The organism is Salmonella sp. SAL04202 (genome assembly GCF_046550775.1).
GTDB classification, from domain to species: Bacteria; Pseudomonadota; Gammaproteobacteria; order Enterobacterales; family Enterobacteriaceae; genus Salmonella; species Salmonella enterica.
On the sequence record NZ_JBGDXK010000001.1, the window covers coordinates 211,329 to 236,595 of the forward strand.

Sequence of the window (25,267 nt, forward strand, 5' to 3'; positions counted from 1 at the left end):
ATTCTACCTATGATTGTAATAATTTTTAACAAGACAAACTAACAGGATTAGCCCTGGTGGCGTTGACGAAACAACGGAACAGGCGGTTGCCCGATTTACGCCATTTTTGCAAATCCTGCGTATTAATACCATAGCTGCTGAACAACATAAAGGTGTCGTCCAGGTATTCATCTATCTGCGCAATCAATTTATTGTCTTCATTGTACTTAATTTTATAATTAAGCGCGAAAGTTGCAATATGCTCTATCAGCTCATTGAGCTGCAGGTTGACTGCTGAGGTCGGGTCATTAACCCAGCCATGGTTGCTTTCTTCAAGGTTTGCAAGACAGTCATGATACAGGGTTTCGCAAAGAAATTTAAGCTGTGCTATATCATGTCTTTTGGGTGAGTATTCGTCCATAATGCATCCCCTTTTTAGTGGCTTAAACTAACCGAACACCTTCGGGATGGATACAACTAACTAACCTGGTACTTCCCACGTCACCTTATGATTTAACTATAATCTACTCTAAAAAACTTTTCATCGTCATATTACGAAAAATTACAATTGCGTGAAAGCCGCGTGTTGCCATACTTTTTCGAATTTTAACAGTGATCGTCGGTCGCCTAAAAAGGAACCAGTTTTATTGTTTGTGTAATCATTGGGTTAACGTTTTTTAGCTTTTCAGGCTAAAACAATAGACTCTGACAGGAGAAAATAGCCAGGAATATTCTTAATATTTCTTAATTAATGGCTGAATTAAGAAATGGCCAACTTTCCTAAGAAAAGCCTTTAACGCAGTAAGGATTATACCTTTTATTAATATGGCAAAAAATAATCAATCTAACAATAAGCGTATTTTATGATTTTTGCGTAAAAAAGGCCGCTTGCGCGGCCTTATCAACAGTGAACAAATCAGCGATGTTCTGTCGAATGACTATGCTCAATATCTTCGCTTTTACGGCTAAAGCGGCGGCGTACCACCACGAAGAAGACCGGTACGAAGAAAATAGCCAGTACGGTTGCCGTTACCATCCCGCCCAGTACGCCAGTACCTACCGCATTCTGCGCGCCGGAACCCGCGCCGGAACTGATAACCAGCGGCATAACCCCCAGCATGAACGCTAACGAGGTCATCAGAATCGGGCGCAAACGCATCCGGACGGCCTCCAGCGTCGCTTCTACCAGACCTTTCCCTTCTTTATCCATTAAGTCTTTGGCGAATTCGACGATAAGTATCGCGTTCTTCGCCGACAACCCAATGGTTGTGAGCAGGCCCACCTGGAAGTAAACGTCGTTAGTCAGTCCGCGGAAGGTCGCGGCCAGCAGCGCGCCGATAACCCCAAGCGGAACAACCAGCATTACGGAGAACGGGATAGACCAGCTCTCATACAATGCCGCCAGACACAGGAAGACGACGATCAGCGAGATAGCATACAGGGCAGGGGCCTGGTTGCCGGACAACCGTTCCTGGTAGGACATCCCGGTCCAGTCATACCCAATGCCTGACGGCAGCTTGCTGGCCAGTTCCTCCATCATCGCCATCGCTTCACCAGTACTCTTGCCTGGCGCCGCCTGACCCAGAATTTCCATCGAAGGCAGACCGTTATAGCGTTCCAGACGCGGCGAACCATATTCCCAGCGGGAAGAGGAGAATGCGGAGAACGGCACCATCTGACCATCGCTACCACGAACGTACCAGTCGTTAATATCATCCGGCAACATGCGGTATTTCGCTTCGGACATCACGTAAACTTTCTTCACACGACCGCGATCGATAAAGTCGTTTACATAGCTGCCGCCCCATGCTGCGCCCAGCGTGGTATTAATGTCGCTAATAGACACGCCCAGCGCCTGAGCTTTTTCCTGGTCGATATCGATTTTAAACTGCGGCGTATCTTCCAGACCGTTAGGTCGAACGCCGACCAGCAGATCAGGATATTTCGCCACCTCGCCGAACAACTGATTACGTGCCTGGGTGAGTTTTTCATGACCAAGTCCCGCCTGGTCAATCAACTCGAAGTCAAACCCGGTTGCGGTGCCCAGTTCAACAATCGCCGGTAGGTTAAAGGCGAAGACCATCGCATCTTTAATTTGTGAAAACGCTGCGGTTGCCCGCTGGGTAATCGCTTCAACCTTGTTTTTTTCGCCTGGACGATCGGCCCAGTCTTTCAACGACACGAATGCAATACCGGTATTCTGACCGCGCCCTGCAAAACCGAAGCCGTTGACGGCGAATACCGATTCAACGTTGGCTTTCTCTTTGTTCAGATAGTAATCCGTGACCTCATCCAGCACTTTTTGCGTGCGCTCTTGCGTCGCGCCGGCGGGGAGCTGGACCATTGTCAGGAATACGCCCTGGTCTTCATCCGGCAAGAAAGAGCTTGGCAGACGAACGAACAGATAAGCCATACCGACGACGATAATGAGATAGAGCAGCAGATAACGCCCGGTGCTGCGCAGAATATTGCCTACGCTATCGGTGTAGTGATGCGTGCTCTTATCAAACAGGCGGTTAAACCAGCCGAAAAAGCCTTTTTTCCCTTCGCCATGATCGCCTTTGGCGACGGGTTTGAGCATCGTCGCGCACAGCGCAGGCGTCAGGATCAGCGCGACCAGCACCGACAGCGCCATCGCCGATACGATGGTGATAGAGAACTGACGATAAATTGCCCCGGTTGAGCCGCCAAAGAAGGCCATCGGAATAAATACCGCCGACAGTACCATCGCGATACCCACCAATGCGCCCTGAATCTGGCCCATGGATTTGCGCGTCGCTTCCTTCGGCGGAAGGCCTTCTTCCGTCATAACACGTTCGACGTTCTCGACCACCACGATGGCGTCATCCACCAGCAAGCCGATGGCGAGCACCATCCCGAACATCGTCAGCGTGTTTATCGAGAAACCGAATGCCGCAAGCACGGCAAAGGTTCCCAACAACACCACCGGAACCGCAATAGTCGGAATCAACGTCGCGCGGAAGTTCTGCAGGAACAGGTACATCACCAGGAACACGAGGATAATCGCTTCGACCAGAGTTTTTACCACTTCATGAATAGAGATCTTCACGAACGGCGTGGTGTCATACGGGTAGACGATTTTCATCCCTGGCGGGAAGAACGGTTCCATTTTTTTCAGTTCGGCGCGAATAGCGGTAGCGGTATCCAGCGCGTTGGCGCCGGTAGCCAGTTTGATGCCAAGACCTGACGCTGGCTGACCGTTAAATTTCGCGATGACGTCGTAGTTTTCGCCGCCAAGCTCAATTTTCGCTACATCCCGCAGACGAACCTGAGAGCCATCCTGATTCACCTTCAGCAGGATTTTGCCAAACTCATCCGTTGAGGTCAGACGCGTTTGGGCAATAATCGATGCGTTAAGCTGCTGGCCTTTTACCGGCGGCGTACCACCGAGCTGACCTGCCGCGACCTGGGCGTTCTGCGCTTTGATCGCGTTAATCACGTCGACCGGCGTCAGTTGGTATTTGGTCAGCTCTGTCGGATTCATCCAGATACGCATCGCATACTGCGAACCAAACAGCTGAACGTCGCCCACCCCAGAGGTACGGCTGATCGGATCTTTCATATTGGCGGCAACGTAATCCGAAATATCCTCCTGGGTCATGGTGCCGTCGGTGTTAATGACGCCCACTACCATCAGGAAGCTACTTGAGGACTTCTCAACGCTCACGCCCTGTTGCTGTACTTCCTGGGGAAGTAACGGCATTGCCAGTTGCAACTTGTTCTGAACCTGAACCTGCGCGATATCCGCATCGGTGCCGGATTCAAAGGTCAGCGTAATCTGCACGGTCCCCGTGGAGTCACTGTTGGAGGACATATACATCAGGTTATCGATACCGTTCATATTCTGTTCGATAACCTGCGTGACGGTATCCTGTACCGTTTTCGCATCAGCGCCAGGGTAGGTTGCGGAGATCGTCACTGCTGGTGGCGCAATCGTCGGATATTGCGCTACCGGCAATTTGAGGATCGCGAGCCCCCCTGCCAACATGATGATGATGGCGATCACCCACGCAAATATAGGGCGATCGATAAAGAAATTAGGCATGTCTTAACGGCTCCTGTTTAAGTTAAGACCTGGGCTGAGCAGGTTGATCACCGCTTGCGGCTTGCTGTTTGTTATCCGCGGTAATTTCCTGCACTTTAACCTGTGCGCCAGGACGTACTTTTTGCAGCCCGCTGACGACTACGCGGTCGCCCGCTTTCAACCCGTCAGTCACCAGCCACTTATCGCCGATCGCCTGGCTTGCGACGATTTGGCGGGTTTCCACTTTGTTATCAGCGCCAACCACCAGCACCGTGGCATCGCCGCGTGGAGTACGGGTAACGCCCTGTTGTGGAACCAGTAATGCCGTCGGTTTTGTCCCTTCCTGCAGACGTGCGCGAACGAACATTCCTGGCAATAAGGTGTGATCCGGGTTAGGGAAGATGGCGCGCAAAGTAATAGATCCGGTGGTTTGGTCAACGGTCACGTCGGAGAACTCAAGCGTACCGGACTGCGGGAATTTGATACCGTCGCTGGTCACCAGGTCGACCTTCGCTTTGCCGTTTTCCTGCTTCAGCGAACCATTTGCCAGCTCCTGCTTCAGGCGCAGGAAATCATTGCTGGACTGGGTCACATCGACATAAATAGGGTCCAACTGCTGCACTGTCGCCAGCGCCGACGCCTGACCGTTCTGTACCAGCGCGCCTTCCGTTACGGATGACTTACCAATACGACCGCTAATCGGCGAGGTGACTTTGGTATACGCCAGGTTGATACGTGCGGTTTCAACGGCGGCTTTTGCTGCGACAACGGCGGCAGTCGCTTGTTGCGCGTCAGCCAGCGCCTGATCGTATTCCTGCTTACTGATGTACTGCGTACCCAGCAGCTTTTGATAACGCTTCACCGTCAGTTCAGCGATATTCGCGGCGGCCTGCGCTTTTGCCAAATCGCCCTTAGCGCTGTCGTAAGTCGCCTGGTAGGTCGCAGGATCAATCTGATAGAGAGAGACTCCCGCTTCGATATCACTTCCCTCAACGAAATTACGCTTCAGGATAATGCCGCTTACCTGTGGGCGAACTTCGGCGATACGGTAAGCAACGGTACGACCCGGAAGTTCAGTTGTGATTTGCAGTGGTTCCGTTTTTAGTGTGACAACTCCAACTTCTGGCATCTGCTGGCCGCCTTGCTGGTCCTGTTTGTCGTCACATCCTGTTAGCGCTAAGCTGCCTGAGAGCATCAGAACGACCGCCAGAGGCGTTAACCCTCTGTTTTTGTTCATATGTAAACCTCGAGTGTCCGATTTCAAATTGGTCAATGGTCAAAGGTCCTTAAACCCATTGCTGCGTTTATATTATCGTCGTGCTATGGTACATACATCCATAAATGTATGTAAATCTAACGCCTGTAAATTCACCGACATATGGCACGAAAAACCAAACAACAAGCGCTGGAGACACGACAACACATCCTGGATGTGGCCCTGCGTTTGTTCTCGCAGCAAGGCGTATCAGCAACCTCGCTGGCGGAGATTGCGAACGCTGCTGGCGTGACGCGCGGCGCAATCTATTGGCATTTCAAAAATAAGTCGGATTTATTCAGTGAGATCTGGGAGCTATCAGAATCCAATATTGGTGAGCTTGAGATTGAGTATCAGGCAAAATTCCCCGACGATCCACTATCTGTATTAAGAGAAATTTTAGTTCATATTCTTGAAGCTACTGTAACAGAAGAACGACGCCGCTTATTGATGGAGATTATATTCCATAAATGTGAGTTTGTCGGAGAAATGGTTGTGGTTCAACAGGCGCAACGTAGCCTTTGTCTGGAAAGTTACGATCGGATTGAACAAACGTTAAAACATTGTATTAATGCTAAAATGCTGCCTGAAAATCTGCTGACTCGTCGTGCGGCGATACTGATGCGCAGCTTTATTTCAGGGCTCATGGAAAACTGGTTATTTGCTCCGCAATCGTTTGATTTAAAAAAAGAAGCTCGCGCCTACGTCACGATCCTGCTGGAGATGTATCAATTGTGTCCGACGCTGCGCGCGTCGACGGTCAACGGCTCCCCCTGATAATATTCCAGGAAAACTCCTGGACATTTTCTGTGTCGCTATTCTGTTTGTTACAGGCGTGATATTCTTGCGACTCAATTATTTCCGGTCTGCTTGCCGGTTCAGACACTTCATTCTCATGACTATGTTGCAGCTTTATAAACGTTCACAGCATTTTGTTTTTATTACAATTAGCGTCCTTATTATCCTGCTGTCCTGTCAGTCTCTGGCATTTGCCCGGGGGCAAACGAATGGCGACCTGCCGTCAAAAGCGGATGTACAAAACCAGCTGGATACGCTGAATAAGCAAAAAGATCTCTCCGCCCAGGATAAGCTCGTCCAGCAAGACCTTATTGATACGTTAGCTACGCTGGATAAAATCGAGCGGGTGAAAGAGGAGACCGTACAGCTACGGCAGAAGGTGGCGCAGGCGCCTGAAAAAATGCGTCAGGCGACGGCTGCGTTGAATGCGCTGAGCGACGTCGATAATGATGATGAAATGCGAAAAACGCTGAGTGCGCTTTCGCTACGTCAGCTTGAGCTGCGCGTGGCGCAGGTACTGGATGATTTGCAAAATTCGCAAAACGATCTTGCCGCTTATAACAGCCAGCTTGTTTCGCTACAGACCCAGCCTGAGCGCGTGCAAAACGCCATGTATACCGCCTCACAGCAAATACAGCAAATCCGTAACCGTCTGGACGGCAATAACGTCGGCGAAGCCGCGCTTCGCCCCAGCCAACAGGTGTTATTACAGGCACAACAGGCGCTGCTTAATGCGCAGATCGACCAGCAACGTAAGAGTCTTGAAGGGAATACCGTTTTGCAGGACACCCTGCAAAAACAGCGGGATTACGTGACGGCCAACAGTAATCGCCTTGAACATCAGCTTCAACTTTTACAGGAGGCGGTCAACAGTAAACGACTTACGCTAACGGAAAAAACGGCCCAGGAGGCCATTTCGCCGGACGAAACGGCGCGTATCCAGGCGAACCCGCTGGTAAAACAGGAACTGGATATTAACCATCAACTCAGCCAGCGTCTGATTGTCGCGACCGAAAACGGCAATATGTTGATGCAGCAAAACATTAAAGTAAAAAACTGGCTCGATCGCGCGCTGCAGTCGGAAAGAAATATCAAAGAACAGATTGCCGTCTTAAAAGGCAGCCTGTTGCTGTCGCGTATTCTTTATCAACAGCAGCAAACCCTGCCCTCCGCCGACGAACTCGAAGATATGACCAACCGTATTGCGGATTTGCGTCTGGAGCAGTTTGAAATCAACCAGCAGCGTGATGCCTTATTCCAAAGCGATGCCTTTGTCGACAAGCTGGAGGAGGGGCATACCAGCGAGGTAAATGATGAAGTTCATGATGCGTTGCTTCAGGTGGTGGAGATGCGCCGTGAGCTATTGGATCAGCTAAATAAACAGTTGGGTAACCAGCTGATGATGGCGATTAACCTGCAAGTTAACCAGCAGCAGTTGATGAGCGTCTCGAAAAATCTGAAAGCCATTCTGACGCAGCAGATTTTTTGGGTGAACAGTAACCGCCCTATGGACTGGGACTGGCTTAAAGCGTTCCCCCAAACGTTAAAAGAGCAATTCAGCGCCATGAAAATCACGGTGAACTGGCAAAAAGCCTGGCCCGCGGTATTTATTGCTTTTTTGGCCGGGTTGCCGCTCTTGCTCATCGCCGGTTTAATCCGCTGGCGTCTGAAATGGTTAAAAGCGTATCAACAGAAGCTGGCCGCCGCCGTGGGATCGTTGCGTAACGATAGTCAACTCAATACGCCAAAAGCTATTCTGATCGATCTGATCCGCGCGCTGCCGGTGTGTCTGATTATCCTCGCGCTTGGACTGATCCTGCTGACCATGCAGCTAAATATCAGCGATCTGCTCTGGGCCTTTAGTAAAAAGCTCGCAATGTTCTGGCTGGTCTTTGGGCTGTGCTGGAAGGTGCTGGAAAAAGAGGGCGTGGCAATACGCCATTTCGGTATGCCAGCGCAGTTGACCAGCCACTGGCGTCGCCAGATTGTACGCATTAGCCTCGCATTGCTGCCGCTGCACTTTTGGTCTGTGGTGGCGGAGTTGTCGCCGCTGAATCTGATGGATGACGTGCTGGGGCAGGCGGTTATTTTCCTCAATCTGCTGGTCATAACATTGCTGGTGTGGCCACTGTGCCGGGAAAGCTGGCGCGATAAAGAATCTCACGGCATTCGACTGGTGACCGTGACGATTCTTTCCATTATTCCGGTGGCGTTAATGGTATTAACGGCGACCGGCTATTTCTATACCACCCTGCGCCTGGCGGGGCGCTGGATTGAAACCGTCTATCTGGTCATTATCTGGAACCTGCTTTATCAAACGGTGCTGCGCGGGTTAAGCGTAGCGGCGCGCCGGATTGCCTGGCGACGCGCGCTGGCTCGTCGTCAGAACCTGGTAAAAGAGGGAGCGGAAGGCGCGGAGCCACAGGAAGAACCCGCCATCGCGTTGGAGCAGATTAACCAGCAAACATTACGTATCACGATGCTGCTAATGCTTGCCCTGTTCGGCGTTATGTTCTGGGCGATTTGGTCCGATTTGATCACCGTATTCAGCTATCTTGATAGCATCACGCTGTGGCACTACAACGGCTCCGAAGCTGGCGCTGCGGTGGTGAAAAGCGTGACGATGGGCAGCTTGCTATTCGCCATTATTGCCGCGATGGTGGCCTGGGCGCTCATCCGCAACTTACCCGGCCTGCTGGAAGTGCTGGTGCTTTCACGCCTCAATATGCGCCAGGGGGCTTCGTATGCGATCACCACGATCCTTAACTACGTCATTATCGCTGTTGGCGCGATGACAGTATTCGGATCGCTCGGCGTCTCGTGGGATAAACTCCAGTGGCTGGCGGCGGCGTTGTCGGTGGGTCTCGGTTTTGGGCTACAGGAGATCTTCGGTAACTTTGTCTCGGGTTTAATCATCCTCTTCGAACGTCCGGTACGCATTGGCGATACGGTAACGATCGGCACCTATTCCGGCACGGTCAGTAAGATTCGTATTCGCGCCACCACTATTACCGATTTTGATCGTAAAGAAGTGATCATTCCGAACAAAGCGTTCGTGACGGAGCGGTTGATTAACTGGTCCCTCTCCGATACCACGACTCGTCTGGTGATCCGGCTTGGCGTGGCCTATGGCTCGGATCTGGAGAAAGTGAAAAGAGTCCTGCTACAGGCGGCGATGGAGCATCCGAAGGTGATGCACGATCCGGAACCTGCCGTATTCTTCACCACCTTTGGCGCCAGCACTCTGGATCATGAACTGCGTCTGTATGTGCGTGAATTGCGCGATCGTAGCCATACGGTGGATGAACTGAACCGCGCGATCGATCGACTGTGCCGTGAAAATGATATCAATATCGCCTTTAACCAGCTTGAGGTGCATCTGCATAACGCGAAGGGCGACGAAGTCACTGAAGTGAAGCGCGATCTCAACGGCGGCGATCTGGCGCCTACGGCAAGCTAAAAGGCGGTGGGCCGCGCGCTTTATGAGTGCGCGCGGCGCCGCTAATGTGAAAGCGTAGAAAGCTCTTCCGGCGTAATGCCGGTGACGCTGGCGATGAGCCCGGGTTCCAGCCCGTTGGCAAGCATTTTGCGGGCAATAGCGCGCGCTTCGGCCTCTCGGCCTTGTGCTAACCCTTGCTCAAGGCCTTTTTGCAGGCCCTTTTGCAACCCTTCCGTTCGGCCTTTTTCTTCCAGCCATTCCGCTATTGTCATCAGTTGTTCCTTATACTGCGGCGCGCCCTGCGCCAGTTGACGAATTAGCGCCCCGGGTTCTGCGGCGTTTCCTGCTTTCAACATATAGTTGATCAACACACTGAGCTGCGTGTCCGTCAAATGATCCTGCGTTAAAAGCGTGATAAGGGGGTCGAGCAGTTCGCTTAAATCGCGTTGACGAATATGTTTTTGCAGGAGCTCTAACATCGCTATCCGCCGATGCTGCAAAAGCTGATTATCCGGCATTATCGTCAGGTCGACCAGCGCAAAATCACGGCTGTATAAGGCCTTCGCCATATCCGGTTTCACAAACATATTATGCCAGTTAAGGCTATAGGGCCACGGGCTTTCCGGACCGTGATAAAAAAGGATTGGCACCACCAGCGGCAAGGTATCATGACCGGCATCCAGATGACGCTGCATGGCGGCAATGGCGTAACGCATCAGGCGAAAAGCCATCAGCCGGTCTGATTTGCTCTGATGTTCAATGAGCGCGTAAACATACCCGGGGCCGTGTTGGGTATGCAGAGAGTAGAGAATATCTGAATAGCGGCTGCGTAAATTGTCTTCAACAAAACTCCCCGACTCCAGCTTCAGTGAATCCAGATCGCAGATTGCAAGAAAGTCTTCTGGCATGTGGAGAGCCAGAAAGTCGCGGGCGACCTCTTTTTGCATCAGCATTTGTCGAAATACCGCATCGTGCGGCGTGGTGGGTAGACGTTCCATGACCCGTCCCTTGTTGCCTGACTGTAGCGACCACTTTGTCAGCGACAACGAGGACAAACCAGGGGGCAATTATTCTGTTTGCGAGTCGTCTTCCGTACTTTTTAACTTGTTTTCATAATCACGCATAACTATTTCCAGCGCGCGTAGCACCGTTCGTGCCGGTAAGCGATTCTCTTCAAGCAGCACAATTAAATCCACGGCCAGTTTGACTTCATCAGGGGCATTTTCAAGCGACATACTTTCTCCAGGATTAACGGGTTAAACGCGCCAGTACGTTTTCTATTTTCTCCAGCGCATGTCGGCAGCGCGCCAGCCGTCCTTCATAGATCTCGACTTCCTTTTGCAGCGTTTGTTGTTCGACAAGGCCGGTCGCCTGCGCCAGACGGATTTTGCGCTCCTGTGTCATCGCCAGTAGTCGACGTTCAAACTCCTGATGCTGTATTCGTCTGCGCTGCCAACGGCCAAGCCCTGGCGCGGCGGCGTCCCACTGGCGCAGCGACCAGGCGGCGGTTTCACGCGATATCGCCTCCAGTTGCGAAGCCAGATGTTCCGCCAGCCAGGCGACTTGCGGCAGTTGCTCATGTTTTACCGCCTGACGCAACGCGGCGAGATTGGCGTCAGCCTCTTCCAGATATCCCTGCAACAGAGTACTGCGGGTACGGAAAAGGTGTCGGTCAAAGCGCGCGCTTAACGTCGCATGTTGCGCCAGCGGCGCGCAGCGTTGGCGTAGCGTCGCCAGCTTCTCTTCCAGCGTCTGTAACAGCATAGCGGTTTTCAATTCAACACCCCGATGAAAATAAGACAGGCTGTGCTACAGTAGCCTTCTGTTTGATAACGATTCGCATTATGCAACGTACTATTTTAATCATCATTGGCTGGCTGGCGGTAGTATTAGGGACATTGGGCGTGGTTTTGCCCCTGTTGCCGACTATGCCGTTCATTTTACTGGCGGCCTGGTGTTTCGCCCGCTCGTCGCCTCGTTTCCATGCCTGGTTGTTATACCGCTCATGGTTTGGCGGTTATCTGCGCCACTGGCAGCGCTATCGGGCCATGCCGCCGGGAGCGAAACCGCGAGCGATCGCGTTGATATTGCTGACCTTTGGTATTTCGCTGTGGCTGGTGAATATGATGTGGGTGCGGGTGCTGCTGTTGGTTATTTTGGCCTGTCTGCTGATTTTTATGTGGCGGATACCGGTGATTGATGAAAAGCAACAAAAGCGCTGAAGCACACGAATCGCTGTTGCAATTGTCGTTCACAGCCAGTAAATTCGACCGTTTTCGAGCACAGGCGCAGGCGGTCAAAGAGTAACCGAGCGTTACCCCTGACTGAAAAGTATTGCGCCGTGAGTAACACCGTACTTAGCAGGCATATATCCATGACCGCGACTGCACAGCAGCTTGAGTTTCTCAAAAACAGCATCAAAAGCATTCAGGATTACCCGAAACCGGGCATTCTTTTCCGTGATGTCACCAGCTTACTGGAAGACCCGAAAGCCTACGCGCTCAGTATTGAACTGTTGGTTGAGCGTTATAAAAATGCGGGTATCACCAAAGTGGTCGGCACCGAAGCGCGTGGCTTCCTGTTTGGCGCGCCGGTTGCGCTTGGGCTGGGCGTTGGTTTTGTTCCGGTACGTAAACCGCGCAAATTACCGCGTGAAACTATTGCCGAGACCTATGAATTAGAGTACGGCACCGATCAGCTGGAAATCCATGTCGACGCGATTAAACCTGGCGACAACGTGCTGGTCGTGGACGATCTGCTGGCGACTGGCGGCACCATTGAGGCGACCGTGAAGCTGATCCGTCGTCTGGGCGGGAAAGTCACCGATGCGGCGTTCATCATCAATTTGTTCGATCTGGGCGGCGAGCAGCGTCTGGAAAAGCAGGGGATTACCTGTTACAGCCTGGTGCCGTTTCCAGGGCATTGATTCAGGCTATCCGCACTGCTATTTTAGCCAGAGAGACAACCTCGCTGTATCGGCGAGGTTGTGTTAGCATTACCCTTCTATGAATCCACCTTCCAGCGTTTCAGAGCCTGCCAATGAGTTATCAGGTCTTAGCCAGAAAATGGCGCCCACAAACCTTTGCTGACGTCGTCGGCCAGGAACATGTGCTGACCGCACTGGCGAACGGCTTGTCGTTAGGGCGCATTCATCACGCATATCTTTTTTCCGGCACGCGCGGCGTCGGTAAAACCTCTATCGCCCGGCTGCTGGCGAAGGGGCTGAACTGCGAAACCGGTATTACCGCGACGCCGTGCGGCGTTTGCGATAACTGTCGGGAAATTGAGCAGGGGCGTTTTGTCGATCTCATTGAGATTGACGCCGCATCGCGTACCAAAGTCGAAGACACCCGCGACCTGCTGGATAACGTCCAGTACGCGCCTGCGCGCGGTCGCTTTAAAGTCTATCTGATCGATGAAGTCCACATGCTGTCGCGCCACAGCTTTAATGCGCTACTTAAAACGCTTGAAGAGCCGCCAGCGCATGTGAAATTTTTACTGGCGACCACCGATCCGCAGAAGCTGCCGGTGACCATTTTGTCGCGCTGCCTACAGTTTCATCTCAAAGCGCTGGATGTTGAACAGATTCGCCATCAGCTTGAGCATATTCTCAATGAGGAACATATCGCTCACGAACCCCGCGCGTTGCAGTTGTTATCACGCGCGGCTGACGGCAGCCTGCGCGATGCATTAAGTCTGACTGACCAGGCGATCGCCAGCGGCGACGGGCAGGTTTCGACGCAGGCGGTAAGCGCCATGCTCGGTACGCTGGACGACGACCAGGCTTTGTCATTAGTCGAGGCGGTGGTTGACGCTAACGGCGAACGCGTCATGTCGCTTATCAACGAGGCGGCGGCGCGCGGTATTGAATGGGAAGCGCTGCTGGTCGAAATGCTTAGCCTGCTGCACCGTATTGCGATGGTGCAACTTTCGCCTGCCGCGTTAGGCAGCGATATGGCGGCTATCGAGCAACGGATGCGCGAACTTGCCCGGACGGTGCCTCCCGGCGATCTTCAGCTCTATTATCAGACGTTGTTGATTGGTCGCAAAGAATTGCCCTGGGCGCCGGACCGGCGGATGGGCGTTGAAATGACGTTACTGCGTGCGCTGGCGTTTCACCCGCGTATGCCCTTGCCGGAGCCTGAAACGCCGCGGCAGTCTTTTGCGCCCGTGGCCCCAACGGCGGTAATGACGCCGCCGCAGGTGCAGCAGCCGTCGGCGCCCGCGCCGCAGACATCGCCAGCGCCGCTGCCGGCGTCTACCAGTCAGGTGCTGGCGGCGCGCAATCAGCTACAGCGCGCGCAGGGAGTAACCAAAACAAAAAAGAGTGAACCGGCAGCCGCATCCCGCGCGCGGCCGGTGAATAACTCTGCGCTGGAGCGGCTGGCCTCGGTTTCGGAGCGCGTACAGGCGCGCCCGGCGCCGTCTGCGCTGGAAACGGCGCCAGTAAAGAAAGAGGCTTATCGCTGGAAGGCCACCACGCCGGTAGTACAAACCAAAGAAGTGGTGGCTACGCCAAAAGCGCTTAAGAAAGCTCTGGAGCATGAAAAAACGCCGGAGCTGGCGGCTAAACTGGCGGCGGAAGCGATTGAGCGCGATCCGTGGGCGGCGCAGGTAAGCCAGCTTTCTTTGCCTAAGCTGGTGGAGCAGGTGGCGCTCAATGCCTGGAAGGAGCAGAACGGCAACGCGGTTTGTCTGCATCTGCGCTCGACGCAGCGGCACCTCAATTCCAGCGGCGCGCAGCAAAAGCTGGCGCAAGCGCTCAGCGATCTGACGGGAACGACGGTTGAACTGACCATCGTTGAAGATGATAATCCCGCGGTGCGTACGCCGCTGGAATGGCGTCAGGCCATTTATGAAGAGAAACTCGCGCAAGCGCGTGAGTCAATTATTGCGGATAATAACATTCAGACGCTGCGTCGATTCTTCGACGCCGAGCTGGATGAAGAGAGTATCCGCCCCATTTGATCGTAAGCCCGGCTTGCGATTGTGAACCATCAAGAGAGAGAGCTTATGTTTGGAAAAGGCGGTCTGGGCAATCTGATGAAACAGGCCCAGCAGATGCAGGAAAAAATGCAGAAAATGCAGGAAGAGATTGCGCAGCTGGAAGTGACCGGCGAATCCGGCGCGGGTCTGGTGAAGGTTACCATCAACGGCGCGCATAACTGCCGCCGCGTGGAAATTGACCCAAGCCTGCTGGAAGATGACAAAGAGATGCTGGAAGATCTGGTCGCTGCGGCCTTCAACGATGCGGCGCGCCGCATTGAAGAGACGCAAAAAGAGAAGATGGCCTCTGTCTCTTCCGGTATGCAACTGCCGCCAGGCTTTAAGATGCCATTCTGATGCAAACCAGTCCGCTGTTAACTCAGCTTATGGAAGCGTTGCGCTGCCTTCCGGGCGTCGGCCCTAAGTCGGCGCAACGGATGGCGTTTACCCTGTTGCAGCGCGATCGCAGCGGCGGAATGCGCCTGGCGCAGGCGCTGACCCGGGCGATGTCGGAAATCGGCCACTGCGCCGACTGCCGCACCTTTACCGAGCAGGATGTTTGTAATATCTGTTCGAACCCGCGGCGTCAGGAAAACGGCCAGATTTGCGTGGTGGAGAGTCCTGCGGATATCTACGCCATTGAGCAGACCGGGCAATTTTCCGGGCGGTATTTCGTGCTGATGGGCCACCTGTCGCCGCTGGACGGCATCGGGCCGGATGATATCGGTCTCGATCGTCTGGAACAGCGGCTGGCGTCAGAAAAAATCAGTGAGCTGATCCTCGCGACCAACCCGACGGTTGAAGGAGAGGCTACCGCGAACTATATTGCCGAGCTGTGCGCGGAGGCCGGCGTCGAAGCCAGTCGTATCGCCCACGGCGTGCCGGTTGGCGGCGAACTGGAGATGGTCGACGGTACGACGCTGTCCCACTCGCTGGCGGGACGCCATAAGATTATTTTCTGAACAAACGGAGGCGGCATTCGCGGCCTCCGCTTGAAATCACACCCGCTTGTCCCCATCTCACCCTCAACGTATTTTTACCATTAAAAATGGCATTGTTGAGGTCTATCCACATGAAAGGACAAGAAACGCGTGGTTTTCAGTCAGAAGTTAAACAGCTTCTGCACCTGATGATCCATTCTCTTTATTCCAATAAAGAAATCTTCCTGCGTGAACTCATCTCTAACGCCTCAGATGCGGCGGACAAGCTGCGTTTCCGCGCTCTGTCAAACCCGGACCTGTATGAAGGAGATGGCGAGCTGCATGTGCGCGTCTCTTTCGATAAAGATAAGCGTACGTTGACCATTGCCGATAACGGCGTGGGGATGAATCGTGATGAGGTGATTGACCACTTAGGCACCATTGCCAAGTCCGGCACCAAATCTTTCCTCGAATCAATGGGGTCCGATCAGGCGAAAGATAGCCAGCTCATTGGTCAGTTTGGCGTAGGCTTCTACTCCGCGTTTATTGTGGCCGATAAAGTGACCGTACGTACTCGTGCGGCAGGCGACAAGCCGGAAAATGGCGTGTTCTGGGAATCGGCAGGCGAAGGCGAATACACCGTTGCCGATATCACCAAAAATGACCGTGGTACGGAAATCACCTTACACCTGCGTGAAGGCGAAGATGAATTCCTCGATGACTGGCGCGTACGCTCAATTATCAGTAAATATTCCGATCACATCGCATTGCCGGTAGAGATTGAAAAACGGGAAGAAAAAGACGGCGAAACCGTGATTTCCTGGGAGAAAATCAACAAGGCTCAGGCGTTGTGGACCCGCAACAAGTCGGAAATTAAAGACGACGAGTACAACGAGTTTTACAAGCACATCGCGCATGATTTCACCGATCCGCTGACCTGGAGCCACAACCGCGTGGAAGGTAAGCAGGAGTACACCAGCCTGCTGTATATCCCGTCGCAGGCGCCGTGGGATCTGTGGAACCGCGATCACAAACATGGTCTGAAGCTGTACGTACAGCGCGTGTTCATTATGGACGATGCCGAGCAGTTCATGCCGAACTATCTGCGTTTCGTGCGCGGCCTGATTGATTCTAATGACCTGCCGTTGAACGTCTCCCGTGAAATCCTGCAGGACAGCACAGTAACGCGTAATCTGCGCAGCGCCCTAACCAAACGCGTTCTGCAAATGCTGGAAAAACTGGCGAAAGACGACGCGGAAAAATACCAAACCTTCTGGAAACAGTTCGGTCTGGTGCTGAAAGAAGGCCCGGCGGAAGATCACGCCAACCAGGAAGCGATCGCTAAACTGTTGCGCTTTGCCTCCACCCATACCGACTCTTCCGCCCAGACCGTGTCGCTGGAAGATTACGTCTCCCGGATGAAAGAAGGGCAGGAAAAAATCTACTACATCACCGCAGACAGCTATGCGGCGGCGAAAAACAGCCCGCACCTGGAACTGCTGCGTAAGAAAGGCATCGAAGTGCTGCTGCTCTCCGATCGCATCGACGAGTGGATGATGAACTACCTGACCGAGTTTGACGGTAAAGCATTCCAGTCGGTCGCTAAAGCCGATGAGTCCATCGAAAAACTGGCGGATGAAGTCGACGAAAACGCGAAAGAAGCGGAAAAGGCGCTTGAGCCGTTCGTGGAGCGTGTCAAAACCCTGCTGGGCGATCGCGTGAAAGAGGTGCGTCTGACGCATCGTTTAACCGACACGCCGGCGATTGTCACCACCGATGCGGATGAAATGAGCACCCAGATGGCGAAACTGTTCGCCGCGGCCGGTCAGTCCGTGCCGGAAGTGAAATACATCTTTGAGCTCAACCCGGATCATGTGCTGGTCAAACGCACTGCCGATACCGAGGATGAAGCGCAGTTTAAAGAGTGGGTCGAGCTGCTGCTGGATCAGGCGCTGTTCGCTGAACGCGGTACGCTGGAAGATCCGAACCAGTTTATCCGCCGTATGAACCAGTTGCTGGTGTCCTGATAACGCTCATCTGATTGCCGGATAGCGACGCGAAGCATCTTATCCGGCCTACGGGCGAGTACTGTTTTGTGACTGCCGGATGGCGACGTGAAACGTTTTATCCGGCCTACGGACGGGTACTGTTTTGTGACTGCCGGATGGCGACGCGAAGCGTCTTATCCGGCCTACGGCGAGTACTGTTTGTAGGCCGGATAAGCGCCAGCGCCATCCGGCATTTTTTATAATACCTTCTCTTTTCTGGATTTCTCTTCGTTAACCGTTTCAGCATCAGGCGGCTTCCTTGAGCGAAATGCGTGATGGTGGTATCGTTTAGCGCTTTTTAAAAAATATCGACAACCTTTGAGGGGATTTTCGTAATGCGTATTATTCTGCTTGGCGCTCCGGGCGCGGGTAAAGGAACTCAGGCTCAGTTCATCATGGAGAAATATGGTATTCCGCAAATCTCCACTGGCGATATGCTGCGCGCCGCAGTGAAATCAGGCTCCGAGTTGGGCAAACAGGCGAAAGATATCATGGACGCCGGTAAACTGGTGACCGATGAACTGGTGATTGCGCTGGTTAAAGAGCGTATCGCCCAGGAAGACTGCCGTAACGGTTTTCTGCTGGACGGTTTCCCGCGCACGATCCCGCAGGCTGACGCGATGAAAGAAGCGGGTATTGTGGTGGATTACGTGCTGGAATTCGACGTACCGGACGAACTGATCGTTGACCGTATTGTGGGTCGTCGCGTGCACGCCGCCTCTGGCCGCGTTTACCACGTTAAGTTTAATCCGCCGAAAGTAGAAGGCAAAGATGACGTCACCGGTGAAGATCTGACCACCCGTAAAGACGATCAGGAAGAGACCGTTCGCAAACGTCTGGTGGAATATCATCAGATGACCGCGCCGCTGATTGGCTACTACCAGAAAGAAGCGGAAGCGGGCAACACCAAATACGCTAAAGTTGACGGTACGCAGGCCGTTGCCGACGTGCGCGCAGCGCTGGAAAAAATCCTCGGTTAATTTTTTCGCGTAGTGAACCGCTTATCAGGCCTGCCATTATCCCGCAGGCCTGATAAGCGTAGCGCCATCAGGCAATCGGTGTCGGATGGCGGCCTGAACGCCTTATCCGGCCTACTGGCATCGTTAGCGCCATTCGGCAAATTCTCGTCTTACCTCTCGCAGCAATTAGTTCTTCTTTATCGCTTTTCCGCTACAATTATCAACAATTTGAATAGATAAGAGGCGGCAATGCGTCAGACGAAAACCGGTATCCTGCTGGCTAACCTTGGCACGCCAGATGCCCCAACTCCTGAAGCGGTAAAGCGCTACCTGAAACAATTTTTAAGCGACAGACGCGTGGTGGATACTCCTCGTCTGCTGTGGTGGCCGCTGCTGCGTGGCGTTATTTTACCGCTGCGTTCGCCGCGCGTCGCGAAACTCTATCAATCTATCTGGATGGATGGCGGTTCGCCGCTCATGGTATATAGCCGCGAACAGCAACAGGCGCTGGCCGCGCGGTTGCCAGATACGCCCGTCGCGCTGGGGATGAGCTACGGCTCGCCCTCGCTGGAAAGCGCTGTCGATGAACTGTTAGCAAGCGACGTCGACCATATCGTCGTGCTGCCGTTGTACCCGCAATACTCTTGCTCAACGGTGGGCGCAGTCTGGGACGAACTGGGGCGGATACTGGCGCGTAAACGCCGTATTCCCGGTATCTCATTTATTCGCGATTACGCGGATGACGGCGCTTATATCGATGCGCTGGCGAAAAGCGCGCGTGAGTCGTTCGCCAGGCACGGCGAGCCCGATGTGCTTCTGCTCTCCTATCACGGCATTCCACAACGTTATGCGGATGAAGGCGATGACTACCCGCAGCGCTGTCGCGATACCACGCGTGAACTGGTTTCCGCATTGGGGCTGCCGCCGGAAAAGGTAATGATGACGTTCCAGTCGCGCTTTGGCCGTGAACCGTGGCTGACGCCGTACACCGATGAAACGCTAAAAATGTTGGGTGAAAAGGGGACTGGCCATATTCAGGTTATGTGTCCGGGATTTGCCGCGGATTGTCTGGAGACGCTGGAAGAGATAGCGGAACAGAACCGCGAGATTTTCCTTGAAGCGGGCGGTAAAAAATATGCGTACATTCCGGCGCTGAACGCGACGCCGGAACATATTGATATGATGCTGAAACTCACGGCGCCGTACTGTTAACGCGGCGTCTTCATCCTCGCCATAAAGAAGCGTGCGCCGTCCTGCAAGGCATCGTCGGCGATTGTCATCATTCGCGAATAGTGCAGGAAGGCGTGCAGTGTGCCGGGATACATTTTGTATTCGCAGGGCTGCTGGTGCGCCTGTAATGTCTGGTGCAGCAAGCGGCTGTCATCAATGAGCGGATCAAACTCCGCGCTGGCAATAAAGCAGGGCGGCACATCGCGCGTGAGATCGTTATTAAACAGACAATACCAGGGCGATTCCCGATCTTCATCGTTACGCAGATAGGCCTTTTCGTACATGTCCAGATCTTCACGCGTCAGGCCGTCCCACGCGCCGCCGAACAGACGGCGGCTTACCGAGTCCTGCAACCCATACAACCCATACCACAACAGAATCGCGATAACGTTACCGCAGCGAATGTGCTTATCACGTAACCAGAGCGCGCTGGCAAGCGCCAGCATGGCGCCTGCGGAATCCCCGGCGAAACCGATTTTCTCCACGTTGAGCGAGTATTCATCGGCATGTTGAGAGAAGTAGCTGCATACCGCGACGGTTTCTTCAATGGCCTGCGGATAACGCGCTTGCGGCGACAGCGAATAATCAATGCCGATCACGGTGCAGCCGGTATAACGCGCCAGCAGACGCATTATCCGGTCATGCGTATCCAGGTTACCGAGGATAAATCCGCCGCCGTGCAGATAGTATAAAGTGGCCTGACTGGTCGGCTGCGGCAAGTAGAGCCGGGTTGTTACATCGCCATAAGGCGTAGGGACGGCACAGGTCCGGGTGGTCATGGACGGCGCGTCGGCATTCCAGAAACGGCGCTCAAGAAGATAATACTGACGCTGGGTCTCAATATCGCCATCGGCAGGCCAGGGGGGAAGGCCTGGTTGCTGGAAGTTTACGACGGCTGTCATTTCGTCAGATAGTCGGGTGAGTACGGGAATTTTATTTTCCGGCTTCATAAAACGCTCCTTGTGAAAGTGAACCATTGTAAAAAACGCGGCTGGAGAAACTGCGATCTCGTCGTCCGATATTGAAACGCCATCGTCCGTCGCGCGCAGCAGGGGGAATGTGCTACCATGCAGCGCTCCGTTATTCATCCGTAAGCACAATCATGAAATTTCCCGGTAAACGTAAATCCAAACACTATTTTCCCGTCAATGCGCGTGACCCGTTGTTGCAACAAATTCAGCCAGAACAGGAAACCAACGCCTCCTGGGTCGTCGGTATCGACCAGACGTTGGTGGATATTGAGGCGAAAGTGGATGACGATTTTATTACACGCTATGGATTAAGCGCCGGGCATTCTCTGGTGATAGAAGACGAGGTGGCGGAGAAGCTGTATCAGGAACTGACGCGGGAAAATCTGATCACCCATCAGTTTGCTGGCGGCACCATAGGCAATACGATGCACAATTACTCGGTACTGGCGGATGACCGTTCGGTGTTACTGGGCGTGATGTGCAGCAACATTGAGATTGGCAGCTACGCTTATCGCTACCTGTGTAATACTTCCAGCCGTACCGACCTGAATTATCTGCAAGCGGTAGATGGCCCGATTGGCCGCTGTTTCACGCTGATTGGCGAATCCGGCGAGCGTACCTTCGCTATCAGCCCCGGCCATATGAATCAGCTACGGGCGGAAAGTATTCCGGAAGCGGTGATCGCTGGCGCTTCCGCGCTGGTGTTGACCTCATATCTGGTGCGCTGTAAGCCTGGCGAACCGATGCCTGACGCGACGATGAAAGCGATCGAATACGCGAAAAAGCATAACGTGCCGGTTGTCATGACGCTGGGCACCAAATTTGTGATCGCCGATAATCCGCAGTGGTGGCAGGCGTTTCTCAAAGAGAATGTCTCGATTCTGGCAATGAATGAAGAAGAAGCGGAAGCGCTGACCGGCGAAAACGACCCGCTGCTGGCGGCGGATAAGGCGCTGGACTGGGTCGACCTGGTGTTATGCACCGCCGGGCCGATAGGGTTATATATGGCAGGCTTCACCGAAGAGGAAGCAAAACGTAAAACCCAGCATCCGCTGCTGCCGGGGGCTATTGCTGAATTTAACCAGTATGAATTTAGCCGGGCAATGCGCCATAAAGATTGTATTAATCCGCTACGCGTTTATTCGCATATTGCGCCGTATATGGGCGGGCCGGAAAAAATCATGAACACCAACGGCGCGGGCGATGGCGCGCTGGCGGCGCTGCTGCACGATATTACGGCGAACAGTTACCATCGTAGCAACGTACCGAACTCCAGTAAGCACAAATTCACCTGGCTGACCTATTCGTCGCTGGCGCAGGTGTGTAAATATGCTAACCGTGTCAGTTATCAGGTACTGAACCAGCATTCTCCGCGTCTGACACGCGGGCTGCCGGAGCGTGAGGACAGCCTGGAAGAGTCGTACTGGGATCGCTAATCTGGCTTGCCCGATGGCGCTGTGCGCATCGGGCCGTCCGGCAAACCCTTAACTGGCGACGACTTCACCTGCGGGCGGCGTTTCAAGCAGTTCCAACATCGCCCGGGCAATTTCTCGCTCGCCCATCACTACCTGATTGGCTCCTCGCTCGGTAATATATTTCACTTCATCATCATAGTGCGCGCGGGCGATTATCTCGATATCAGGACTTTTTTCCCGCGCTGAGGCGACAATCTCGCCGGCTTCGTAACCGTTGGGGATGGTCAATAATAGCCAGCGGGCGCAGTCCAGATGCGCCAGATTCATGATTTCTTCGTTAGCGGCGTTGCCCAGCACGGCGCGAATCCCGCGTTCGCGCAGCTCATCCACGCGGGTACGGGACGTTTCGATAACCACCAGCGGAATCCCCGCCGCCAGTAATTTTTCTCCCAGCAGACTGCCTACGCGGCCAAAACCCACCAGCAGGGCATGATTACAGATATCCACCGGAATTTGCTTCTCTTCTTCGATAGCCTCTTCCAGAGTTTGCTCTTCCAGCGTTTCGGTTTTCGCCAGATACTTCTCCAGCAGGGTAAACAGTACGGGATTAAGCATAATCGACAAAATAGCGCCTGCCAGCACCAGGTTCTGTCCCGCTTGCGGCAGCAGATTGAGCGCCATGCCGAGTCCGGCGAGAATAAAGGCGAACTCGCCGATTTGCGCCAGGCTGGCGGCAATGGTCAGCGCGGTTCGCGGCGAGTGGCCGAACATACGCACCAGGAAAAACGCAGCGATCGATTTACCAAAGACGATAATGGCAAGCGTCGCCAACACCGCCAGCGGCTGTTGAATCAAGACTAACGGATCGAACAACATGCCGACGGAAACAAAAAACAGGACGGCAAAGGCGTCGCGCAGCGGCAACGTATCGTGCGCCGCCCGGTGACTCAGTTCCGACTCATTAAGTACCATTCCAGCGAAGAACGCGCCCAGCGCAAAAGAGACGTCAAACAGTTCTACCGCGCCAAACGCAATGCCTAACGCCAGCGCCAGTACGGAAAGGGTAAATAATTCGCGCGAGCCGGTGGCGGCGCTGCGGGCCATAATCCACGGCACCAGGCGGCGTCCGACCAGCATCATGATGGCGATAAACGCCACCACTTTACCAATGGTTATCCCCATATCGACTGCCAGCGAGGCTATGCCGACATCGCCTTTTTCCACCATGCCGGCAACGGCGGGCAGCAAGACCAGCGTCAGCACCATCACCAGATCTTCGACAATCAGCCAGCCGATGGCGATTTGCCCGCGCTGGCTATCAAGGAGTTGTCGCTCCTCAAGCGCGCGCAGCAGGACGACGGTACTGGCGGTAGACAGACAGAGCCCAAAAACGATGCCGGTCATTAATGACCATCCCAGCACGGCGGAAAGCGCCATACCCAGCAGCGTCGCCACCGCTATCTGAGCGACAGCGCCGGGAATGGCGATAGACTTTACCGCCATCAAATCCTTCAGCGAAAAATGCAGCCCGACGCCGAACATCAATAGAATCACGCCGAGCTCCGCCAGCTCCGGCGCCAGTTTGGTATCCGCAACAAAACCCGGGGTAAAAGGTCCCGCCAGAACGCCCGCTAACAGATATCCCACCAGTGGAGAAATACGCAATTTGTTGGCAATCATGCCGAGAATAAAAGCGAGCACAAGGCCGCCGACAATGGTGGTGATAAGCGGGGTAGCGTGATGCATTCCGTCTCCTTTGGTTGCTGGACTCCAAAACTCCGGGTAATAGTTTATGACAATTTCAATCAGGATGTTTATAAAAAATGGTTGTGTTTTATAAAAAGATACGATCTGAAGGTAAAAAGAGCACGGAACGGAAAAGGGATAAGTATGGGATAGGCAAAGCATGATGGCATCGGGATGTACAGGCGGTTAAAGCGTACCTTTAACCGCCATAAAATCACGCTTTATGTCGATTATCAGGTAAGAATATGGTCAGTATCCCCAGAAGCGGCAGGAAAGCACATATTTTATAAACTAAATAGATACTGGTATGGTCGGCAATCAGCCCCAGCACCGCTGCGCCCAGGCCTCCCATCCCGAATGCAAACCCGAAAAACAGGCCGGAAACCATACCGATGCGTCCTGGCAGCAGCTCCTGGGCATACACCAGAATGGCGGAAAACGCCGACGCGAGAATAAAGCCGATAATCACCGTTAAAATCCCCGTCCAGTACAGCGTGGCGTAGGGTAAAACAAGGGTAAACGGCGCGACGCCGAGAATAGAGCCCCAAATCACATATTTCCTGCCGATTTTATCGCCCACCGGCCCGCCGATTACCGTCCCGGCAGCCACCGCAAACAGGAAGGCAAACAGATGGAGCTGCGCGTTTTGTATTGATAATCCGAATTTTTGCATCAGATAAAAGGTGTAGTAGCTACTGATGCTCGCCATATAGAAATATTTCGAGAAAATGAGTAGCAATAATACGCTGACCGCCAGCACGACTTTATTGCGCGGCAGCGGGTTAGCGATTATCGCTTTTGGCTTGCCTTTCGCTATCCGGTGCTGGGCTGCATACCAGCGGCTGATCTGCGCCAGCACCACGATCGCCAGCAGCGCAGCCAGCACAAACCAGGCGACATTCCCTTTGCCATAGGGCGCGATAATCACGGCGGCCAGCAGCGGACCCAACGAACTGCCGAAGTTACCGCCGACCTGGAAGATAGACTGCGCCAGACCATGACGTCCGCCGGAGGCCATGCGCGCCACGCGGGACGATTCCGGGTGAAAAACGGACGAGCCGGTACCCACCAGCGCCGCAGCGAGCAATACGCCGCCAAAACTTCCCGCCATTGCCAGCAGTACCAGCCCGCTCAGGGTAAAACACATGCCGACAGGCAGCGACCACGGCATGGGATATTTATCCGTCCAGTAGCCGACGACCGGTTGCAGCAGCGATGAGGCGAGCTGGAACGTCAGGGTGATCAAACCTATCTGGACGAAAGTCAGCGAAAACTCCGCCTGCAACAGGGGATAAATGGCTAAGATTAGCGACTGGATCATATCGTTCAGCAGATGGGAAAGACTGATCGCGCCCAAAATACCAAACGAAGTACGTGCTTTAGCGGCCGCTGCGGGCGCGCCGGCTAACGGCTGGGTTGGTTCACTCATGGCCATAGAAAGTCACTTAAATTTTATGCGATGTTGGAGATAGTAGG

Annotated in this window: 20 protein-coding genes and 1 other annotated feature; of the genes, 11 read left to right on the forward strand and 9 right to left on the reverse strand. The window is 53.7% G+C overall.

The annotated features are described in order from the left end of the window. Positions 1–25: 25 nt before the first annotated feature. From tomB to acrA, 3 genes are all read right to left on the reverse strand, one after another. Entirely contained in the window at positions 26–400 is a 375-nt protein-coding gene (tomB, locus tag ACLJQJ_RS01075) for an Hha toxicity modulator TomB (protein WP_000344807.1), read from the reverse strand. 495 nt (positions 401–895) lie between these two features. Then, positions 896–4,045 (reverse strand): efflux RND transporter permease AcrB, encoded by a 3,150-nt coding sequence (gene acrB, locus ACLJQJ_RS01080; protein WP_001132508.1) that lies wholly within the window; start codon positions 4,043–4,045, stop codon positions 896–898. 22 nt (positions 4,046–4,067) lie between these two features. Then, a complete protein-coding gene (gene acrA, locus ACLJQJ_RS01085; RefSeq protein ID WP_001039202.1) occupies positions 4,068–5,261 on the reverse strand; it encodes a multidrug efflux RND transporter periplasmic adaptor subunit AcrA in 1,194 nt (397 codons plus the stop codon). Positions 5,262–5,402: 141 nt separating this feature from the next. Here acrA and acrR point away from each other — a divergent pair, with 141 nt between their 5' ends. Continuing rightward, entirely contained in the window at positions 5,403–6,056 is a 654-nt protein-coding gene (acrR, locus tag ACLJQJ_RS01090; RefSeq protein WP_000101755.1) for a multidrug efflux transporter transcriptional repressor AcrR, read from the forward strand. A 118-nt stretch (positions 6,057–6,174) separates the two neighbouring features. Beyond that, positions 6,175–9,537, forward strand: a complete 3,363-nt coding sequence (mscK, locus tag ACLJQJ_RS01095; protein WP_000178232.1) for a mechanosensitive channel MscK — start codon at positions 6,175–6,177, stop codon at positions 9,535–9,537. A 41-nt stretch (positions 9,538–9,578) separates the two neighbouring features. Here mscK and ACLJQJ_RS01100 read toward each other — a convergent pair whose 3' ends face one another. From ACLJQJ_RS01100 to priC, 3 genes are all read right to left on the reverse strand, one after another. After that, complete coding sequence (locus tag ACLJQJ_RS01100; protein WP_063808877.1) at positions 9,579–10,514, reverse strand: Rpn family recombination-promoting nuclease/putative transposase; 936 nt, start codon at positions 10,512–10,514, stop codon at positions 9,579–9,581. Between the two features lie 69 nt (positions 10,515–10,583). Beyond that, a complete protein-coding gene (rsmS, locus tag ACLJQJ_RS01105; RefSeq protein ID WP_000051161.1) occupies positions 10,584–10,751 on the reverse strand; it encodes a pleiotropic regulatory protein RsmS in 168 nt (55 codons plus the stop codon). A gap of 13 nt (positions 10,752–10,764) precedes the next feature. Then, positions 10,765–11,292 (reverse strand): primosomal replication protein N'', encoded by a 528-nt coding sequence (priC, locus tag ACLJQJ_RS01110; RefSeq protein ID WP_063808876.1) that lies wholly within the window; start codon positions 11,290–11,292, stop codon positions 10,765–10,767. Between the two features lie 68 nt (positions 11,293–11,360). On the opposite strand from priC, the gene ACLJQJ_RS01115 reads away from it, so the two are divergent. The 8 genes from ACLJQJ_RS01115 to hemH all read left to right on the forward strand — a co-directional run bounded on the left by ACLJQJ_RS01115 (position 11,361) and on the right by hemH (position 19,641). After that, positions 11,361–11,738, forward strand: a complete 378-nt coding sequence (locus ACLJQJ_RS01115; RefSeq protein WP_063808875.1) for a DUF454 family protein — start codon at positions 11,361–11,363, stop codon at positions 11,736–11,738. Positions 11,739–11,890: 152 nt separating this feature from the next. Further along, complete coding sequence (gene apt, locus ACLJQJ_RS01120) at positions 11,891–12,442, forward strand: adenine phosphoribosyltransferase (RefSeq protein WP_000127350.1); 552 nt, start codon at positions 11,891–11,893, stop codon at positions 12,440–12,442. Positions 12,443–12,555: 113 nt separating this feature from the next. Continuing rightward, positions 12,556–14,484, forward strand: a complete 1,929-nt coding sequence (dnaX, locus tag ACLJQJ_RS01125) for a DNA polymerase III subunit gamma/tau (RefSeq protein ID WP_000121967.1) — start codon at positions 12,556–12,558, stop codon at positions 14,482–14,484. Further along, positions 13,817–13,881: a sequence feature (DnaX frameshifting element), on the forward strand. It overlaps the preceding gene by 65 nt. Before the next feature lie 45 nt (positions 14,485–14,529). After that, a complete protein-coding gene (locus tag ACLJQJ_RS01130) occupies positions 14,530–14,859 on the forward strand; it encodes a YbaB/EbfC family nucleoid-associated protein (RefSeq protein WP_000467098.1) in 330 nt (109 codons plus the stop codon). Further along, the gene (gene recR, locus ACLJQJ_RS01135; protein ID WP_001195023.1) at positions 14,859–15,464 is read left to right on the forward strand and encodes a recombination mediator RecR; all 606 of its coding nucleotides are present in this window, start codon (positions 14,859–14,861) and stop codon (positions 15,462–15,464) included. The genes ACLJQJ_RS01130 and recR overlap by 1 nt, the downstream gene beginning before the upstream one ends. Positions 15,465–15,574: 110 nt before the next feature. Further along, positions 15,575–17,449 (forward strand): molecular chaperone HtpG, encoded by a 1,875-nt coding sequence (gene htpG / locus ACLJQJ_RS01140; RefSeq protein ID WP_063808874.1) that lies wholly within the window; start codon positions 15,575–15,577, stop codon positions 17,447–17,449. A gap of 356 nt (positions 17,450–17,805) precedes the next feature. Then, entirely contained in the window at positions 17,806–18,450 is a 645-nt protein-coding gene (gene adk / locus ACLJQJ_RS01145; protein WP_001220237.1) for an adenylate kinase, read from the forward strand. A gap of 228 nt (positions 18,451–18,678) precedes the next feature. Further along, positions 18,679–19,641, forward strand: a complete 963-nt coding sequence (gene hemH, locus ACLJQJ_RS01150) for a ferrochelatase (protein WP_063808873.1) — start codon at positions 18,679–18,681, stop codon at positions 19,639–19,641. Here hemH and aes read toward each other — a convergent pair. Continuing rightward, positions 19,638–20,609 carry an acetyl esterase gene (gene aes, locus ACLJQJ_RS01155; protein ID WP_023231698.1) on the reverse strand — a complete coding sequence of 324 codons (972 nt, stop codon included), beginning with the start codon at positions 20,607–20,609 and terminating at the stop codon, positions 19,638–19,640. The two genes, hemH and aes, sit on opposite strands and share 4 nt — an antisense overlap. A 152-nt stretch (positions 20,610–20,761) precedes the next feature. Between aes and gsk the strand changes: the two genes are divergently transcribed. Further along, on the forward strand, positions 20,762–22,066 hold the full coding sequence (gene gsk, locus ACLJQJ_RS01160) for an inosine/guanosine kinase (RefSeq protein ID WP_000671592.1): 1,305 nt from the start codon (positions 20,762–20,764) through the stop codon (positions 22,064–22,066). Between the two features lie 48 nt (positions 22,067–22,114). Here the strand turns inward: gsk and ybaL are convergent, their stop codons facing one another. Both ybaL and ACLJQJ_RS01170 read right to left on the reverse strand, forming a co-directional pair. Next, entirely contained in the window at positions 22,115–23,791 is a 1,677-nt protein-coding gene (ybaL, locus tag ACLJQJ_RS01165; RefSeq protein WP_000546202.1) for a YbaL family putative K(+) efflux transporter, read from the reverse strand. 214 nt (positions 23,792–24,005) lie between these two features. Further along, positions 24,006–25,226, reverse strand: a complete 1,221-nt coding sequence (locus tag ACLJQJ_RS01170; protein WP_001251593.1) for an MFS transporter — start codon at positions 25,224–25,226, stop codon at positions 24,006–24,008. Positions 25,227–25,267 lie beyond the last annotated feature (41 nt).

Bases quoted from the DNA above. Each gene is read 5' to 3' on its own strand.
- htpG (WP_063808874.1), top strand. From the start codon at position 15,575: ATGAAAGGACAAGAAACGCGTGGTTTTCAGTCAGAAGTTAAACAGCTT.
- ACLJQJ_RS01100 (WP_063808877.1), bottom strand. From the start codon at position 10,514: ATGGAACGTCTACCCACCACGCCGCACGATGCGGTATTTCGACAAATG.
- acrR (WP_000101755.1), top strand. From the start codon at position 5,403: ATGGCACGAAAAACCAAACAACAAGCGCTGGAGACACGACAACACATC.
- dnaX (WP_000121967.1), top strand. From the start codon at position 12,556: ATGAGTTATCAGGTCTTAGCCAGAAAATGGCGCCCACAAACCTTTGCT.
- adk (WP_001220237.1), top strand. From the start codon at position 17,806: ATGCGTATTATTCTGCTTGGCGCTCCGGGCGCGGGTAAAGGAACTCAG.
- mscK (WP_000178232.1), top strand. From the start codon at position 6,175: ATGACTATGTTGCAGCTTTATAAACGTTCACAGCATTTTGTTTTTATT.
- gsk (WP_000671592.1), top strand. From the start codon at position 20,762: ATGAAATTTCCCGGTAAACGTAAATCCAAACACTATTTTCCCGTCAAT.
- acrB (WP_001132508.1), bottom strand. From the start codon at position 4,045: ATGCCTAATTTCTTTATCGATCGCCCTATATTTGCGTGGGTGATCGCC.
- rsmS (WP_000051161.1), bottom strand. From the start codon at position 10,751: ATGTCGCTTGAAAATGCCCCTGATGAAGTCAAACTGGCCGTGGATTTA.
- ACLJQJ_RS01170 (WP_001251593.1), bottom strand. From the start codon at position 25,226: ATGGCCATGAGTGAACCAACCCAGCCGTTAGCCGGCGCGCCCGCAGCG.
- hemH (WP_063808873.1), top strand. From the start codon at position 18,679: ATGCGTCAGACGAAAACCGGTATCCTGCTGGCTAACCTTGGCACGCCA.
- aes (WP_023231698.1), bottom strand. From the start codon at position 20,609: ATGAAGCCGGAAAATAAAATTCCCGTACTCACCCGACTATCTGACGAA.
- apt (WP_000127350.1), top strand. From the start codon at position 11,891: ATGACCGCGACTGCACAGCAGCTTGAGTTTCTCAAAAACAGCATCAAA.
- acrA (WP_001039202.1), bottom strand. From the start codon at position 5,261: ATGAACAAAAACAGAGGGTTAACGCCTCTGGCGGTCGTTCTGATGCTC.
- tomB (WP_000344807.1), bottom strand. From the start codon at position 400: ATGGACGAATACTCACCCAAAAGACATGATATAGCACAGCTTAAATTT.
- recR (WP_001195023.1), top strand. From the start codon at position 14,859: ATGCAAACCAGTCCGCTGTTAACTCAGCTTATGGAAGCGTTGCGCTGC.
- ACLJQJ_RS01115 (WP_063808875.1), top strand. From the start codon at position 11,361: ATGCAACGTACTATTTTAATCATCATTGGCTGGCTGGCGGTAGTATTA.
- ACLJQJ_RS01130 (WP_000467098.1), top strand. From the start codon at position 14,530: ATGTTTGGAAAAGGCGGTCTGGGCAATCTGATGAAACAGGCCCAGCAG.
- ybaL (WP_000546202.1), bottom strand. From the start codon at position 23,791: ATGCATCACGCTACCCCGCTTATCACCACCATTGTCGGCGGCCTTGTG.